Consider the following 14,472-nt stretch of genomic DNA (forward strand, 5'->3'; position numbering starts at 1 on the left):
CTTGTGATGAGCAAGACTGCCACGCCACCCCGTTACCGAATTCTCTTTGTCTGCATGGGCAATATCTGTCGCTCGCCGTTGGCGGCCGCGGTAACCCGTGGTCTGGCTCAGCGCGAGGGCCTGGGTGCGCTCGTGGAAACCGATTCGGCGGGGACGCACGGCCACTACCATGCCGGCGAAGCGCCGGATCCGCGCGCCCGCAAGGTTGGCGCCAAGCGTGGCTACGATCTTTCAAAAATGCGCGCGCGCCCGGTCGTGCTTGCCGATTTCGAGCGTTTCGATCGCATTCTGGCAATGGACCAGCAGAATATGGCCAATCTGCTGCGCCTGTGCCCCGAAGAAAGCCGCGCGAAACTGGGGATGTTTCTCGACTACGTCCCGGAGTTTGGCCTTACCGAGGTTCCTGATCCCTATTACGGCGCCGAGTCGGGATTCGAACGGGTGCTCGAGCTCTGCGAACTGGCGGCACGGGGCCTGCTCGCCGCCTGTGAGCACGGGCAACTTGCCCCGTGAGCGGCCGAGTCAGGGAAATCGGCTAGCGCCGCACGCCTGATTTGTCCTCGGCGGGTACCAGCTGGGGCAGCAGTTCGGGCGGTAGTTGCAGCCGCGAGAGCAATGTTTCGCGGCTGACGTTGAGCAGTTTTTCGATGGCGGCAAAGTCCCCCGGGAGGGCGGCATCGGTCCACCCGTCGACCGAGTGGCGAGCCAGGTTGACTGCCAGCTTGACGTTCTGCACGCGTGCCAGTTGCGCACTGTCATTGTCCATTAGCGCGGTGAGCAACTCGGGCAGTTGCCAGGCGCGGCAAAGTGCCAGGTGCAGCTCGCTGAGCGGAAATCCGAGAACCTCGCGCTGCACGACGCTGCTGTGCAAGTTCTTGTCGACTTGCAGTCGGGCGCGGATAGCGATTGCCTGTTCGGGAGCAAAGCACCACAGCAGGACTTCCGTGAGGTCGTGGAGCAGTGCCGCGAGCGCGACTTCCTCGACGTTCATGTCGTGCCGGGCGAAGGCCCAGTCGTGCGCGTAGCGCGAAGCGCGCTGGCAGCGCAGAATGACCTGCAGTACGCCGAGTAGCGCCTGCGGCTTGCGGCCGAGCATGGTTTCGATGGTTGCCGGGTTTTCAAACTTGCGGAAGAAGGGCTCAACACCGAGCATCATCACCGCCGTGGCGATGTTGGTGACGTCGCTGCGCAGGCGCTTGCTGCCGAAGGACTGGATGTAGGCCAGCACGCGGATGGCGAGCAGGGGATCCTGCAGCACGATAGCGATGATGTCGCGACCGTTGACCCGGTCGATACGCTGGTGCGCCTCGTCGAGGCGGCGGGCGGTCTGGCGCAGGACGGGCATCTCGGCGCTGCTGAACAAGGTCAGCCAGGCGGCAAGGTCTGGTGGTGCTTGCGGTTCGAGCATGGTGCTTGCCTTGGAGAACAGGACCGGGCCGACGAGCGCGGGTCGCCCCTCGCTCAGAAGCGCTCGTCCGCACGCAGATAGCGCCACTGCCCGGGCGGCAGCTTGCCGAGCGAGACGCTGCCGATACGCACGCGCTTGATGTCGGTAACCTGCAGCCCGACCAGTTCGCACATGCGCTGGATCTGCCCTTTTTTGCCGTCAGGCAGAACGAAGCGCATTTGTTGATCGCTGAGCCACGAGACCTGCGCCCGGGGCAGTTTGACGTTGTCGAGCGCCAGGCCGTGGCGCAGCAGATCCAGTCCGTCGGCTGCCAACTCACCTTCGACGCGCACGTGATATTCCTTCTCCAGCCGTGAATCGCCGCCACTCAGACGGCGCGCGACGCTACCTTCCTGGGTGAAGGCGAGCATCCCGCCCTCTTCGGTCTCGAGTCTTCCGGCCTGCGCCAGCCCGCGCAGATGGGTCGGCTGGAAGCTCAACGGGGTATTGTCTTCGGCCCAGTGGTTGTCGGCGCGAATCAAGGCGGCGATGGCTTCGCGGCCTTCTTCGGCGGCCGGGCCGGGAAAATCTCGCGGTTTGTTGAAGACGATGCTGACACTCTCGGTGCTGCGCGCGCGGGCAACTTCCTTGATCATGATTTTTGCCTTGGGGTTTACGCGTGCGCCCAGGCGGTTGATGACCACGCCATCGACGCTGACCCAGCCGTTCTCGATCCATTCGTCGGCTTCGCGTCGCGAGCACGGTGCCAACTCGCTGACCAGCTTCGACAGGCGCGGTGACTCCTTCGCCAGGCCGCGTGGCGGGCTGCCTGTCGCCGTCGCTGCTGCTGCCGGCGCGGAGGGGGGCGGAGCTCGCCGCGCCTCGCTCGGCGATGCTGTGCCGTAGGTACCGGCCGGCGGCAGGGAGGGCTCGCTGTCAGTGTTCTCTGGCGCTGGCCGGAAGGCGCGCGCGCCGGTGCTGCGTGCGATCCCGCGCGGAGGATGGATTTTCTTGCTGGACTTGCGGGCTCGGTCGGCAGCGGCGGGGGCGGAGAATTTCTCCCGGAGTGCTCGTCCCGGACGGTCTTCACGGTCTTGCGGGGCGGTGCTCACTACTGACGGACGGTCGCTGATCGGGGAAGTCGTTTCCGCCGGCGTTGGCTGTGGCGCTTGGGAAGGGGTGTCCCCGGTCGCCGTCCTGCTCGGCTTGGCAGTCGGCTGCGGCCTGCTGTCGGTAGCGCGGGAGCCTGCGCGCTTGGACGCCGCTGCGCCGCCGCGGAGCGGTTTACGCGCCGGCGATCTGTTGGGCTCTGCAGCGTTGCCGCTAGCGCTTGTTTTCGGGAGTTTCAGGGTCGGGCGGGGCATGGCAGCGTCTTCCGTTCGGTCGGCCGAGTAGTGTACGCCAGAAGTTGCCAGCACCCCGCGCCAATCTCGTGCGCCCTTTCCCGGCCGGCCGTCGGAAGGCGGGCGACGGTCGGCGAGTGCAGCGATGCGGCTAGAGCGGCGGCGGCGCGGGGGGGGCGCCCCGTGGTGGCGATGGCGGTGGAGGTGGGGGTGCGCCGAATGGCGGTGCTGGCGGTGGCGAAAGAGGCGCGACAGCAGATCTTGTGGTGTAGCCTTCCGATACCGCAAAACCGCCGACCAGGGGCACTTTCTGGCCGCGCGCGTACATGCACTGGATGTAGCTCTGGTCGTAACGTTGCTGCAAGGTGTACGCGGAGGCGTTGCTGGCGGCGACGCCGCCGACGCTGCCAGCGAGCAGGCCGACGCCGGCGCCGACCGCGGCACCGCTCGAACCATCGATCGCGGCGCCCACGGCAGCACCGACGAGCGTCCCCACCGCGGCGCTGGCGACACCGGAATCAACGGCTGTCGTTGCCGGCGTCGCACCGCCAATCGCCTGGTTGGCGTAGATCCGGCAAGATTCATCGTCGGCGCGAAACTTGGTGAATGACTGTCCCGATCCGGGCAAGGCCATCACGCTCGGCCCCTCCGGCGGATAGCTGGCACAGGCGGCGAGGGTGAGGACCAACAAGGGTGCAAAGAAGCGTGGCTGAGGCATGGCTGAACTCGTCAAGGGGTTTTCGCCACACCGGGAACAAAGGGTGGACGATAGTAAATGTAACGCAGTTGTCCGTTGCGCGCTGACATGAGAGCTCATCCATGGTCGCGTCCACTGACCCGCGAGCGTCGCTTTCTGGTAGGCTGAAAGGTGCCCCACCAGCAAACCACATCGAGCTGAATGGACCATGACCTTGCCTGAAGAACCGAAAAGCGCCATCGGCAACCTTGCCGACCTCGAGGACGGACAGATCGCCTTGTCGCGCTACATCGTCAAGCGCGCGGACGGCCTGTATGTGAACTTGTCGCGACTCGATTCGCCGGCCGATTTTGCCGACTTTGTCGAGCGCACCTTTGCCTTGGGACTTTATTTCCGGGCGCTCGATTACGCGCAGTTTCAGTCTCTCCTCTACGACGATCCTGCGAGTCGTGAGCAGGCGGGCCCCGCCGAGGTGTTCCTGGCGCTGGATATCGCCACCTTTCGGCCGCAGCGCCAGTCTTTGTACAAGGAACTTCGGATTCAGCACGGCGAGGCGATTTATCTCTTCGAAGCGATCTACCTCGATGCGGCGAGCGACGAACAGGCAGCGGAAGACAGTGCCAGCAGCCCGCGGCAGCAGCTCGCTGGCGGGCTGCTGGAGAGCCGTGCCTGGCTGGATGTGGACGAGTTCATTGCCAGCGCCTGGACGCGAGGGGTGCGCTTCGGACTCGATATCGCGGCGCTAGAGGAGGGCTTCCAGCTCGACAAGCCAGAGCGGCGCGTGGTGGCCCGCAGCCGGCCCTTTGTGGCCGGCAAGAATGCCGAAGTGAGCGAGCAGGCGCCGGGCCTGCATCGCAACAATGCACCGCGTCGCCTGCTTGGCGACCGGGTCGATCTGCGCCAGTTCGAGACGCGTTATCCGCAAGTCGCTGCCGGCTTGCGCCTGGTGAAGAAGTCACCGCGCACACTCGGTGTCGACGGGCGGGACGTCACCGGCGAAGTGCTGCCCGCACCCCTGCCCAAGGATTTCGACCTGGAGCGCATGGCCGGTGCCGGTACGCTGCTCAGCCGGGAAGCAGACGGCGAATTCCTGGTGGCGTCGGTCTGCGGCTTCCTCACAATCGATACCCGCAGCCACCAATTTTCGGTGACTGACAAGATCGTCAGTCACGAGGGCGTCAGCACACGCACCACCGGTGACCTGATGTTGACCGGTGAGGAGTACGAACAACACGGTGAAATCCAGGAGAAGCGGGTCGTTACCTGTCGCAGCATCATCGCTTTCGCCGATGTCTTTGGCAACATCGTGTCCACCGGCGGTACGGTCCGTTTGAAACAGAACCTGGTCGGCGGCAGCGCCAGCAATGACGACGGCGACATCGTCGTCGAAGGAGTTGCTTCCGGAGCGACCCTGATTGCGCCGCATGGCTGCGTGACGCTCAAGCGAGCGGACAACTGCACGATCATCGCGCGGCAGGTGGTCATCGAACGAGCGACGCTGTGCGACATCGTTGCCGATGCGCTGTCCCTTGAACTCGCAGAAGCTTGCGCTGCGGCAGCCAGGAATATTCAGGTGCAGAGCGCGCGCATGCGCAAGGAAATCGGCAACGTGTTCCTGTTACTGCTGCCCGACGCGTCGAACGAGGAGGCCGGTATTGTCGCCTTGCAGGAGAAGCGCGCCGTGCTGGAAAAAGAAATCGCCGCTCATCGCGCAAAGCTGGACGCCGTGCGTGGCGGCAAGGATGTCACCAGCTATCTGCGCCTGGCCAGCAAGTTTCGGCGCGGCGAAGTGACCCTGACTCCCGAGCAGGAGGCTGGCTGGCGTCGCCTCTCGGCAGTCGTCACCCCGGTCTTGAAGACCTGTTCTTTGTTGGCTGAAGCGGTCAATGAGTTGGTCGCCCAGTCGACGCGCGTGGGCTTGGAAATCGACGAAGCTCTGGCCGCTGCAGAGCAGGCCTGCGGCGAACTGGCGTGCACGGTCGAGCGCGTCGAAGGCGAGACGCGGATCAGTGCGCTGCAGGCCAAGCCGGCCGATACGCCGCTGCACGCGCTGCCGCGCAAGGAACTCAAGATCCGACTGCGGGCGACGGATGCGGCGACCAAGCAATTGTTCTCCGGCTCGTCTGGCCGCTTCTCCTGGACCTACCAGAAGCCTCCTCCAGAGCCGCTCTGACGCTGCTCCGCGGCAGCGCCGCGAGAGCAGGCCATTTCAGCCCTCGGCAAGCCGTTTGCTGATGTGTTCGAGCGCCTCTTCGATCTGATCGATCAGGATCAGGCACAGGTCGCCTGGCTGCAATTCGGCCAGCGCGGTATCAATCGCCAGAAACTCGCCATGAACTTCCTGGACCTTGGACGTGCGCGTGGCATTGATCAGCCCCTGCTGCAGCAGGGCCAGTACTTCACCATCGGCGCGGCCGCGCTGGCATTGATCCTGATAGAGCACGACGCGATCGAAGGCGCCGCCGAGAATCTCGGTCTGGCCGCGGATGTCTTCATCTCGTCGGTCGCCCGCACCACTGATGACGACCGAGCGGCGACTGTCGGGCGGCGCCGGCAGATTGTCGATGGCAGCAACCAGGGCCTGGATGGCGTCCGGGTTATGGCCGTAGTCGGCGACCAGCGTGGCGCCACGATAGTTGAAGACGTTGAAGCGTCCGGGCGCCGTCTGGGCGTCGTTGATGAAGCTTGCGAGAGCGCTGCGCAACGTCGCCCAGGGCACGTCCAGAGCCCAGGCAGCGGCGATGGCAGCCATGGCGTTTTCGACCTGGAAACCGATGGCTCCGTTTTGGGTGACCGGAATGTCGGCCAGGGCAATGCGTTGCGCGATTTTTCCTTCCGACGCGACTATCGCCTCCTTGTCGCGATAGACGACGCGCTTTCTTTGCGCGCGATGCAGGGCCATCAAGGGATGGTTGCGGTCGCTGGCGAAGAAGGTGACCATGCCAGGACAGGAGTCGGCCATGCGGGCGACCATCGGATCGGCGGCGTTGAGCACGGCGACGCCGGTCTCGGGTTTGACGTTCTGGACGATGACCCGCTTGACCACCGACAAGTCCTCAACGGTGCTGATATAGGAAAGTCCGAGGTGGTCGCCAAGCCCGATGTTGGTGACCACCGCAACATCGCAGCGGTCGAAGCCGAGGCCCTCGCGCAGCACGCCGCCGCGTGCCGTTTCCAGGACGGCCGCGTCGACACGGGGGTGGAAGAGAACATTTCTGGCGCTTTTCGGACCACTGCAGTCGCCGCTGTCGATGCGCCGATCTTCGACATAGACGCCGTCGGTGGTGGTCATGCCGACGCGCAGGCCCTGTGCGGCGAAAATGTGGGCGATCAGGCGGACGGTGGTCGTCTTGCCGTTGGTTCCGGCAACCGCCACCAGCGGGATACGCGCATCTTCGCCGTCGGCGAAGATGTGGCCGATGATCGCTTCGCCAACTGGCCGTCCCTTGCCGAACGACGGTTGCAGATGCATGCGCAGGCCTGGTGCGGCGTTCAGCTCGACGATACCGCCACCTTGCTCCTCGAGCGGGCGCAAGACGCTGTCACAGACGACGTCAACACCGGCAATATCGAGGCCGATGGTGCGCGCCGCAGCGACGGCCTGCGCGGCGAACTCGGGATGGACGTCGTCGGTGACGTCGGTGGCCGTGCCGCCGGTCGACAGGTTGGCGTTGTTGCGCAGGATTACGCGCGAGCCTCTGTGTGGTATCGATTGCGGGGTCAGGCCGCCGCTCGCCAGGCGTGCCAGGGCCACTTCGTCGAGGCGAATCCGGGTTAGCGAGGTGGCGTGACCTTCGCCGCGGCGCGGATCTCTGTTGACCCGCTCGACCAGTTCCCGGATGTCGTGCACGCCGTCGCCGACGACGAGTGGCGGATCGCGTCGGGCCGCGGCGATCAATTTATCGCCGACCACCAGCAGGCGGTAGTCGTGGCCCGGGATGTAGCGCTCGACGAGGACTTCATCGCTGACCTGAAAAGCGATTGCGTAGGCGGCTTCGATCTGCTCGCGGCTGAGCAGATTGACGGCGACTCCCTTGCCCTGGTTACCGTCCTGCGGCTTGACGACCACCGGGCCGTCGATCTCGCAGGCCGCTGCCCAGGCGTCCTCGGCGCTCAGCACCGGTCGTCCGGCGGGGACCGGAACGCCGGCCCCGTGCAGCAGGATCTTGGTCAGTTCCTTGTCTTGCGCAATGGCTTCGGCGACAGCGCTGGTGCGATCGGTTTCGGCGGCCTGGATGCGTCGCTGGCGACTACCCCAGCCGAACTGCACCATGCTGCCTTCGGTTAGCCGGCGATAAGGAATGTTGCGGGCCATCGCCGCATAGACGATGGCTCCTGTGCTCGGGCCAAGGCGTACCTCCTCGTCGAGTTCGCGCAAACGCTTGAGCGCCTCGTCGAGGTCGAAAGGCGTCTCGTCGACCGCTGCCCGGCAGAGCTCCTGGGCAAGTTCGAAAGCCAGGCGGCCAACGACTTCTTCGCTGTATTCGACGACTACCTGGTAGGTCCCTGTTTCCAGTGTCTTGGCCGTGCGGCTGAAAGTGACCGGGCAACCGGCCTGCGCCTGCAGGCCGAGGGCGGCGAATTCCAGCGCCTGGGCCATCGATACCGCTTCATCATGACCGGCCGGATGCAGCATGGCCAGTTCCGGGAAGCGCGCGCGCAGACGATCCTCGAAGCCGGGCAGGGCGTCGATACTGCGCTCACCTTCAACGCAACAGACGATCGCCTCGATGGCCGTGTGCCGGCTCCAGAGGTTGGGGCCGCGCAGGGCGCGGATACGCGATACTTCCATGAACAGTTTCCCTTTCTGCTTCTCCGCGGACGACTAGGGGCGCCCGCATGGCTGCTGTGTTTCCGGATTCGCCGCGCGGCGATAAGGCGATTGCGCGGCCGGTCTGTAGCTCACAACTCACTACTCCTGATCGTGGGCCGGCGAATCATCGTCTCAGGCGACGGTGAAGGTCTCCAGCCCGGTACGGATCAATTCCGGTCCGATGCCGAGCGCCCACGCTGCAGCGGTGGCGGCGAGAACGTTCTCGACTTCAAAATCGACGCGGCCAGCATCGGTCAGCGGAATGGCGTCCAGGCTGACGATTGCTTTCTCGTCGTCGTCGCCGCAGGCGAGTACCACCTGCCCGTCGCGAACGAATACTGTGCGCTTGCCCTGCGTCCGGTGTTCGAGCAGGGCCGCTTGCGCGGGGTCAGTGGCAAAGAAGATGACTTCGCCGTCGCACAAGGGCGCCATTTCGACGAGCATTGGATGGCCGGCATTGAGCACCGCGGTGCCGCCGGGCAGTACCAGGTCGACCTGCGTACGCAGGATGGTGAACACCTGCTCCGGCGTTTCGATGTAGTAGCGGCCACAATGCCTGGCGGCATCGACGTTGGTGAGCACGCCGATCAGGCAGCGGTCGTAGGCCAGGCCTTCGCCAAGAATGGTGTCGCTGCCGTTTTCCAGCACTGCCGCGTCGACGGCGCGGTTGGTCAGGATGCGCTTGGCCGCTCCCCAGTTGGCGTTGTCGCCCTTGGCGATGCAGCGCCGGTCGAGGAACAGGCCGTCGCTGCAGGCCAGCCCGGTGTGCTTGCCGGAGAGGGCCAGAAAGCGCGCGACGAGGCTGGCGACGGTGGTCTTGCCAAAGCTGCCGCTGACGCCGATCACCGGGATGCGGCCGTCGTCACCGTTGGGGAATAATTGGTCGACGATGGCGCGGCCCACCGGCCGCGGTTCGCCGCTTTCCGGTTTCAGGTGCATCAGCAGTCCGGGGCCGGCATTGACCTCGACGATCGCGCCGCGCTGTTCGTCAAGTGCCTGGGAAATGTCTTCGCAAACCAGATCCACGCCGGCAATGTCGAGTCCGACGATGCGCGCGGCCAGCGACGCCATGGCGGCGGTGTCGGGGTGCACGCGGTCGGTAATGTCGTCGGTGTGGTTGCCGCTGCGCACGATCAGGACTTCGCGACCGGCTGGCGGGATCGAATCGCCGCTGAAGCCCTGGCGCGTCACTTCCAGCCGGGCCACCGGATTGTCGCCCAGCGAGAGGATGTCGAGCGGATATTCCTCTTCCAGTCCACGGCGGGGATCGGAGTTGATCTGGGCATCAATCAGTTGGTCGATGGTCGACTCGCCATCACCGACGATCTTGGCGGTTTCGCCACGGGCGGCGGCGACCAGCTTGCCGCCGATGACCAGCAGGCGGTGCTCCGAGCCGCTCACGTAGCGTTCGACAATGACGCCGCTGCCTTCGTCGACGGCGATGGCATAGGCCGACTCGACTTCTGCAGGGGTCATCAGATTGGTGAATACGCCGCGTGCGTGGTTGCCGTCCGAGGGCTTGACGACCACCGGATAGCCAATGTCCTCGGCGGCTTCGCAGGCCTTTTCGGCGCTGTCGACCAGGTACCCTTCGGGGACCGGCACGCCACACGAGGCAAGCAGGCTCTTGGTCAGATCCTTGTCACGCGAGATCCCCTCGGCGATGGCGCTGGTGCGGTCGGTTTCGGCGGTCCAGATGCGTCGGCTGCGCGAACCGTAGCCAAGCTGCACGAGATTGCCGGAGGCCAGCAGGCGAATCGCCGGGATGCGCCGGTCCTTGTCTGTTGCGGCATCGACGATGCAAGCGGTGCTCGGCCCGAGCAGTTTGCGTTCGGCCATGTCGGTCAGCTGGGCGATCGTTGCGGCGATATCGAAAGGCGTGTCCCGAATGGCGGCGAGGAGCAGCTCGCGGCCCGAAAACAGGCTGGCGCGGGTCACCTCATCGTGCCAGGCGCGAACAACGACCTTGTACACGCCACGGTTCGAGGTTTCTCGGGCGCGGCCGAAACCGCCGGGCATGCCGGCAAGGTTCTGTAGTTCGAGAGTGACATGTTCGAGGATGTGCGCCGGCCAGGTGCCTTCCTGGAGGCGGCGCAGGAAGCCACCGCGTTCACCGTAGCTGCAGCGGTGTTCGATCAGTGATGGCAGAAAGGCGGTGAGGCGTTCGTAGAAGCCCGGGATGGTGTTCGACGGGAAGTCTTCGAGTTCGCCGATATCGACGACCGCTTCGATGACCGGGCGGTAGGTCCAGATGTTCGGACCACGCAGGTGGCGGATCTCGATAAACTTGATGTCTTTGCTCTTCATGTAGTCATTCCAGGCACGGCGGCTTACTGTGAAAGTCGTGTACGCGACTCACGAATCGCCCTTCTCCCCCTGCGGGAGAAGGGCCGGGGGAGGAGGGGTTACAGGGATAGGGATTGCAGGATGTTTGCGGCGAGGTCCGAGCGTGTTTGTCGTGGCAATGACGCGGCAGCGGCCATTTGGCTGACCGCAGGACCGACCGGGCCGAGGGCTGGACGCGGCCATGGCCGTCGCCAGGCTCACAGGAAGCGGTCCAGAAGCCGCCGGCTATGCGCGTCGAGCGCGTAGCGGTCGCGGATCAGGAAGTGAATGCCATGACTGTCGGCGATCAGCAAGGCCGGAGCGTCGAGGCGGCGGATGTCTTCTTCGCCCTTGAGGACGAAACGGGTCGTGCCGCGATCGGTTTCGACCTGCCAGGTACTCGGCGTGGCAAAGCTCGAAACGCTGATCAGGCGCTTGATCTCGGGAATGAATTCACGGCCGGCGAGTTCGTTTTCGACCAGGGTACGCAGCTCGTCCGGCAGTTCGCTCAGGCGTTCGATCCACGCCAGTTCGTGGCCATGCGGGTCGACCAGGCCGATGCCGTCGTCCGGAGCGCTGATCGGGAAGGCGCGAACAGGCGCCACGCCGACGTGCGTCTCTCCGTCGGCAGTGGTCAACTCGAGTCGTCCGAAAGGGTTGCGCTGCAAGCGATAGTCGGGCGCGGGGATCATTGGCGTTCTCCTTCGGCGGCGCGTGCGAGATCGATGCTGGGCAGGCGGTCTTCATCGTCGACGTTGCGTGCCTGCGCCTGGTAGAGGCGATAGTAGTGACCCTCGCAAGCCATCAGCTGCTCGTGGCTGCCGACTTCGACGACACTGCCGCGGTCGAGAACGACCAGGCGATCGGCATCGCGCAGGGTGGACAGGCGGTGCGCGATGGCAATCGTCGTGCGGCCGCGAACCAGGTTGTCGAGGGCTTTCTGGATTTCTTTTTCGGTGCTCGTGTCGACCGACGACGTGGCTTCGTCGAGGATCAGGATCGGTGGGTCGATTAGCAGCGCCCGGGCGATCGAGATGCGCTGGCGCTCGCCGCCCGAGAGTGCCTGGCCGCGTTCGCCGACCAGCGAGTCGTAGCCGTGCGCCAGGCGCAGGATGAACTCGTGCGCGTGCGCGGCGCGGGCAGCGGCGACGACCTCGGCACGCGTCGCCGCGGGTTTTCCGTAGGCGATGTTCTCGGCAATGGTGCCGAAGAAGAGGAAGGGTTCCTGCAGCACCAGGCCGATATGTTTGCGGTACTCGGCCACCGGCAAGGAGCGGATGTCGACACCATCGATCAGGATGGCGCCTTCACTGACGTCATAGAAACGGCAGATCAGGTTGACCAGTGTGCTCTTGCCGGAACCGCTGTGACCGACCAGGCCGACCATTTCGCCGGGGGCGATGGCGATACTGATGTCGCGGGTGACGCTGCGCGTTCCGTAGCGGAAGCCGACGCCGCGCAGTTCGATGCGGCCGGTGACTTTCGGCAGGTGCACCGGAGTGGCCGGCTCGGGAACGCTGGAGACGTGATCGAGGATATCGAAGATGCGCTTGGCGCCAGCGGCGGCTTTCTGGGTCACCGAGACGATGCGGCTCATCGAGTCGAGGCGCAGGTAGAAGCGGCTGATGTAGGCCAGAAACGCGGTCAGCACGCCGACGCTGATGTGGTCCTTGGCAATCTGCCAGATGCCGAACGCCCAGACGATCAACAGGCCGATCTCGGTGAGCAGGGTGACGGTTGGCGAAAACAGCGACCAGACTTTGTTGACGCGGTTATTGACCTCGAGATTGTGCGCGTTGGCGGTGCGGAAACGGCTGGTTTCCCGTGCTTCCTGGGCAAAAGCCTTGACCACGCGAATACCGGGAATGGTGTCGGCGAGCACGTTGGTCACTTCCGCCCACACCCGGTCCACGCGCTCGAAGCCGGTGCGCAGCCGCTCGCGCACGATGTGGATCAGCCAGGCAATGATCGGTAGCGGCAAGAGGGTCACCAGCGCCAGCTTGATGTCGATCGACATCAGGATGATGGTGGTCATCACGATCATCAGCACATCGGTGGCGAAATCGAGCAGGTGCAGCGACAGAAAGATGTTGATGCGGTCAGTCTCCGAACCTATGCGGGCCATCAGGTCGCCGGTTCGCTTGCCGCCGAAGTACTCCTGCGAGAGCGTCAACAAGTGCTCGTAGGTGGCCGTACGGAGGTCGGCACCGATGCGCTCGGAGACCAGTGCCAGGATGTAGGTGCGCGCCCAGCCGAGGGTCCAGGCGAGCAGTGCGGCGCCGAGCAGGCCGGAGAGATAGAGCCCGACCAGGCCGGGATCGATCATCTGGCCGTTCTGGTAGGGGATCAGCACCTTGTCCATCAGCGGCATGGTCAGGTAGGGGGGTACCAGGGTTGCCGCGGTGCCCAACAGCGAGAGCAGGAAGCCGGCGAGCAGCTGCCCGCGGTAGGGCCTGGCGAAGCGCCCGAGGCGCAGCAGTGTCCAGGTCGAAGGCGCTTGGTGAATCTCCTTGCTGCACACGGGGCACTGTTCCTGGCCGGCGAGGAGGGGCGTTTCGCAGCTTGGGCACAGTCTCTGCGTCGCTGCTGCCGGCAGGCTGCCGCTGACGTGGAAATGCAATTGCCGCGCAAAGTGGTCGATCAGCCGTCCGGCTGCGACGTCGGCAGCGAGCGTGTAGCGCCAGTGCGCCAGGCGTGCCTCGGTCGCGCACAGTTCGAGAGTGCCGACTCCGGCATGGTCGCTGCGCGACAGACTGAGGCCGGCCTGGTAAGACCAGCTGCGTACACTCTCGTCGCCGGACGACATTGCCAGCAGGCGTGTGTTGCTGACCAGGATCAGGCCGGCTGCGAAGCGCAGGCTGGCGTCCAGGTCGATTTCCAGCCACGCCAGCACCTGCTCGTCGGCGACCATTTGCGCTTGCACACTTGCCGACCATGCAAGCGGCAGCGGCGACGCTGCGGCTTCGGCAGGCGCAACGTAGGCGGCGCCCTGGGAGGTGGGTGCGGAGGTGGGTGCGGAGGTCATCGGTAAGTGCTTTGCAAACAAGGCTGCCGGAGGCGTCTGGAGGCGGCAAGTATACTCGTCTTCAGCGCTCTGCCGAGCCCTTGCTGACGGGGTGGCGAAAGCGGTGATCAGATCGTCAGGCGATCACCTTGCTGGCGGCGTGCGACTTGCAGGCGGGCGATGGTCGGCAGCAGATTGAGCCCGGTCGCGGCCTGGCATTGATGGGCACGCCTGATCAGTTCGTCGAAACTGCTGTCGACCGGGTCGCCGGCGGCGGCATAGGCGATGGCGTTGCCGCTGTCGCACGACGGAAAGACCAGCGCGCGACCGTCGAAGGCGTCGGCGATGCGCTGGCTGCTGGCCTGGAAGCCGCGTTCGCGGCCGAGCAGGTTGACCGCTAGCAGCCCGCTATCGCTCAGGCGCGAACGGCAGGCCTGGTAGAAGGGCAGGGTGTCGAGGACGCCGGCGCGAGCCTTCTTGTCGAAGCCGTCGACCAGAATGTAGTCATAGTGGCTGTCGCCGGCGAGCATGTGTGCGGCGCCGTCGGCGATCAGCACCCGCAGGCGTCGGGGATCGTCGGGGAGTTTGAAGTGCAGTCGGGCGACGACTTCGACCTGAGGATCGATTTCGACGGCGGTGATTTTCGTTTCTGGCAACTGGTGGTAGATGAACTTGGCCAGCGATCCGGCCCCCAGCCCGATCAGCAAGGCTTCGCGTGGCCATGGCGGCTCGCGGAGCAATAGTCCGGCCATCATCTCGCGGGTATAGGGAAGCTCAAGCGCGTTTGGGCGCTGCAGGCGCATCGCCCCCTGCACCCAGTCCGACGAGAAGTGGAGGTAGCGCACGCCGGCCTTCTCGCTGACGTCGATCAAATTTGCGGTCCTGCGCTCTCGCTGCCAGGGA

9 protein-coding genes and 1 pseudogene are annotated in these 14,472 nt (G+C 65.1%); 2 read left to right on the plus strand and 8 right to left on the minus strand.

Annotation, left to right across the window (positions count from 1 at the left end):
• Positions 1-6 precede the first annotated feature (6 nt).
• Positions 7-513: a low molecular weight protein-tyrosine-phosphatase gene (locus V5B40_RS16620; RefSeq protein WP_332355530.1), complete on the plus strand. Its 507-nt coding sequence runs from the start codon at positions 7-9 to the stop codon at positions 511-513.
• 22 nt (positions 514-535) lie between these two features.
• On the opposite strand, the gene V5B40_RS16625 is transcribed toward V5B40_RS16620, so the two are convergent.
• The 3 genes from V5B40_RS16625 to V5B40_RS16635 all read right to left on the minus strand — a co-directional run bounded on the left by V5B40_RS16625 (position 536) and on the right by V5B40_RS16635 (position 3,448).
• Positions 536-1,408, minus strand: a complete 873-nt coding sequence (locus V5B40_RS16625) for an HDOD domain-containing protein (protein ID WP_332355531.1) — start codon at positions 1,406-1,408, stop codon at positions 536-538.
• Between the two features lie 53 nt (positions 1,409-1,461).
• Positions 1,462-2,499: a pseudouridine synthase gene (locus V5B40_RS16630; RefSeq protein ID WP_332355532.1), complete on the minus strand. Its 1,038-nt coding sequence runs from the start codon at positions 2,497-2,499 to the stop codon at positions 1,462-1,464.
• Positions 2,500-2,881: 382 nt separating this feature from the next.
• Complete coding sequence (locus V5B40_RS16635) at positions 2,882-3,448, minus strand: hypothetical protein (RefSeq protein WP_332355533.1); 567 nt, start codon at positions 3,446-3,448, stop codon at positions 2,882-2,884.
• Between the two features lie 187 nt (positions 3,449-3,635).
• Between V5B40_RS16635 and V5B40_RS16640 the strand changes: the two genes are divergently transcribed.
• Positions 3,636-5,600, plus strand: coding sequence for a flagellar assembly protein A (locus tag V5B40_RS16640; RefSeq protein ID WP_332355534.1), 1,965 nt, complete (start codon positions 3,636-3,638; stop codon positions 5,598-5,600).
• A 36-nt stretch (positions 5,601-5,636) separates the two neighbouring features.
• Here the strand turns inward: V5B40_RS16640 and cphA (V5B40_RS16645) are convergent, their stop codons facing one another.
• From cphA (V5B40_RS16645) to V5B40_RS16665, 5 genes and pseudogenes are all read right to left on the minus strand, one after another.
• Positions 5,637-8,219, minus strand: a complete 2,583-nt coding sequence (cphA, locus tag V5B40_RS16645; RefSeq protein ID WP_332355535.1) for a cyanophycin synthetase — start codon at positions 8,217-8,219, stop codon at positions 5,637-5,639.
• A gap of 159 nt (positions 8,220-8,378) precedes the next feature.
• Positions 8,379-10,547, minus strand: a pseudogene (gene cphA, locus V5B40_RS16650) (cyanophycin synthetase); the annotation flags it as partial.
• Positions 10,548-10,783: 236 nt separating this feature from the next.
• Positions 10,784-11,257, minus strand: coding sequence for a DUF1854 domain-containing protein (locus V5B40_RS16655; protein ID WP_332355536.1), 474 nt, complete (start codon positions 11,255-11,257; stop codon positions 10,784-10,786).
• On the minus strand, positions 11,254-13,590 hold the full coding sequence (locus tag V5B40_RS16660) for an ABC transporter ATP-binding protein (protein ID WP_332355537.1): 2,337 nt from the start codon (positions 13,588-13,590) through the stop codon (positions 11,254-11,256). The genes V5B40_RS16655 and V5B40_RS16660 overlap by 4 nt, the downstream gene beginning before the upstream one ends.
• Before the next feature lie 107 nt (positions 13,591-13,697).
• Entirely contained in the window at positions 13,698-14,441 is a 744-nt protein-coding gene (locus tag V5B40_RS16665) for a fused MFS/spermidine synthase (protein ID WP_332355538.1), read from the minus strand.
• Positions 14,442-14,472 lie beyond the last annotated feature (31 nt).

The sequence above is a fragment of the Candidatus Accumulibacter meliphilus genome (assembly GCF_036625345.1).
Classification (GTDB): domain Bacteria; phylum Pseudomonadota; class Gammaproteobacteria; order Burkholderiales; family Rhodocyclaceae; genus Accumulibacter; species Accumulibacter meliphilus.

What these genes read in the sequence shown, in the direction of transcription:
- V5B40_RS16620 (WP_332355530.1), top strand. Translation starts at nt 7, where the DNA reads ATGAGCAAGACTGCCACGCCACCCCGTTACCGAATTCTCTTTGTCTGC.
- V5B40_RS16660 (WP_332355537.1), bottom strand. Translation starts at nt 13,590, where the DNA reads ATGACCTCCGCACCCACCTCCGCACCCACCTCCCAGGGCGCCGCCTAC.
- V5B40_RS16655 (WP_332355536.1), bottom strand. Translation starts at nt 11,257, where the DNA reads ATGATCCCCGCGCCCGACTATCGCTTGCAGCGCAACCCTTTCGGACGA.
- V5B40_RS16625 (WP_332355531.1), bottom strand. Translation starts at nt 1,408, where the DNA reads ATGCTCGAACCGCAAGCACCACCAGACCTTGCCGCCTGGCTGACCTTG.
- V5B40_RS16640 (WP_332355534.1), top strand. Translation starts at nt 3,636, where the DNA reads ATGACCTTGCCTGAAGAACCGAAAAGCGCCATCGGCAACCTTGCCGAC.
- cphA (WP_332355535.1), bottom strand. Translation starts at nt 8,219, where the DNA reads ATGGAAGTATCGCGTATCCGCGCCCTGCGCGGCCCCAACCTCTGGAGC.
- V5B40_RS16635 (WP_332355533.1), bottom strand. Translation starts at nt 3,448, where the DNA reads ATGCCTCAGCCACGCTTCTTTGCACCCTTGTTGGTCCTCACCCTCGCC.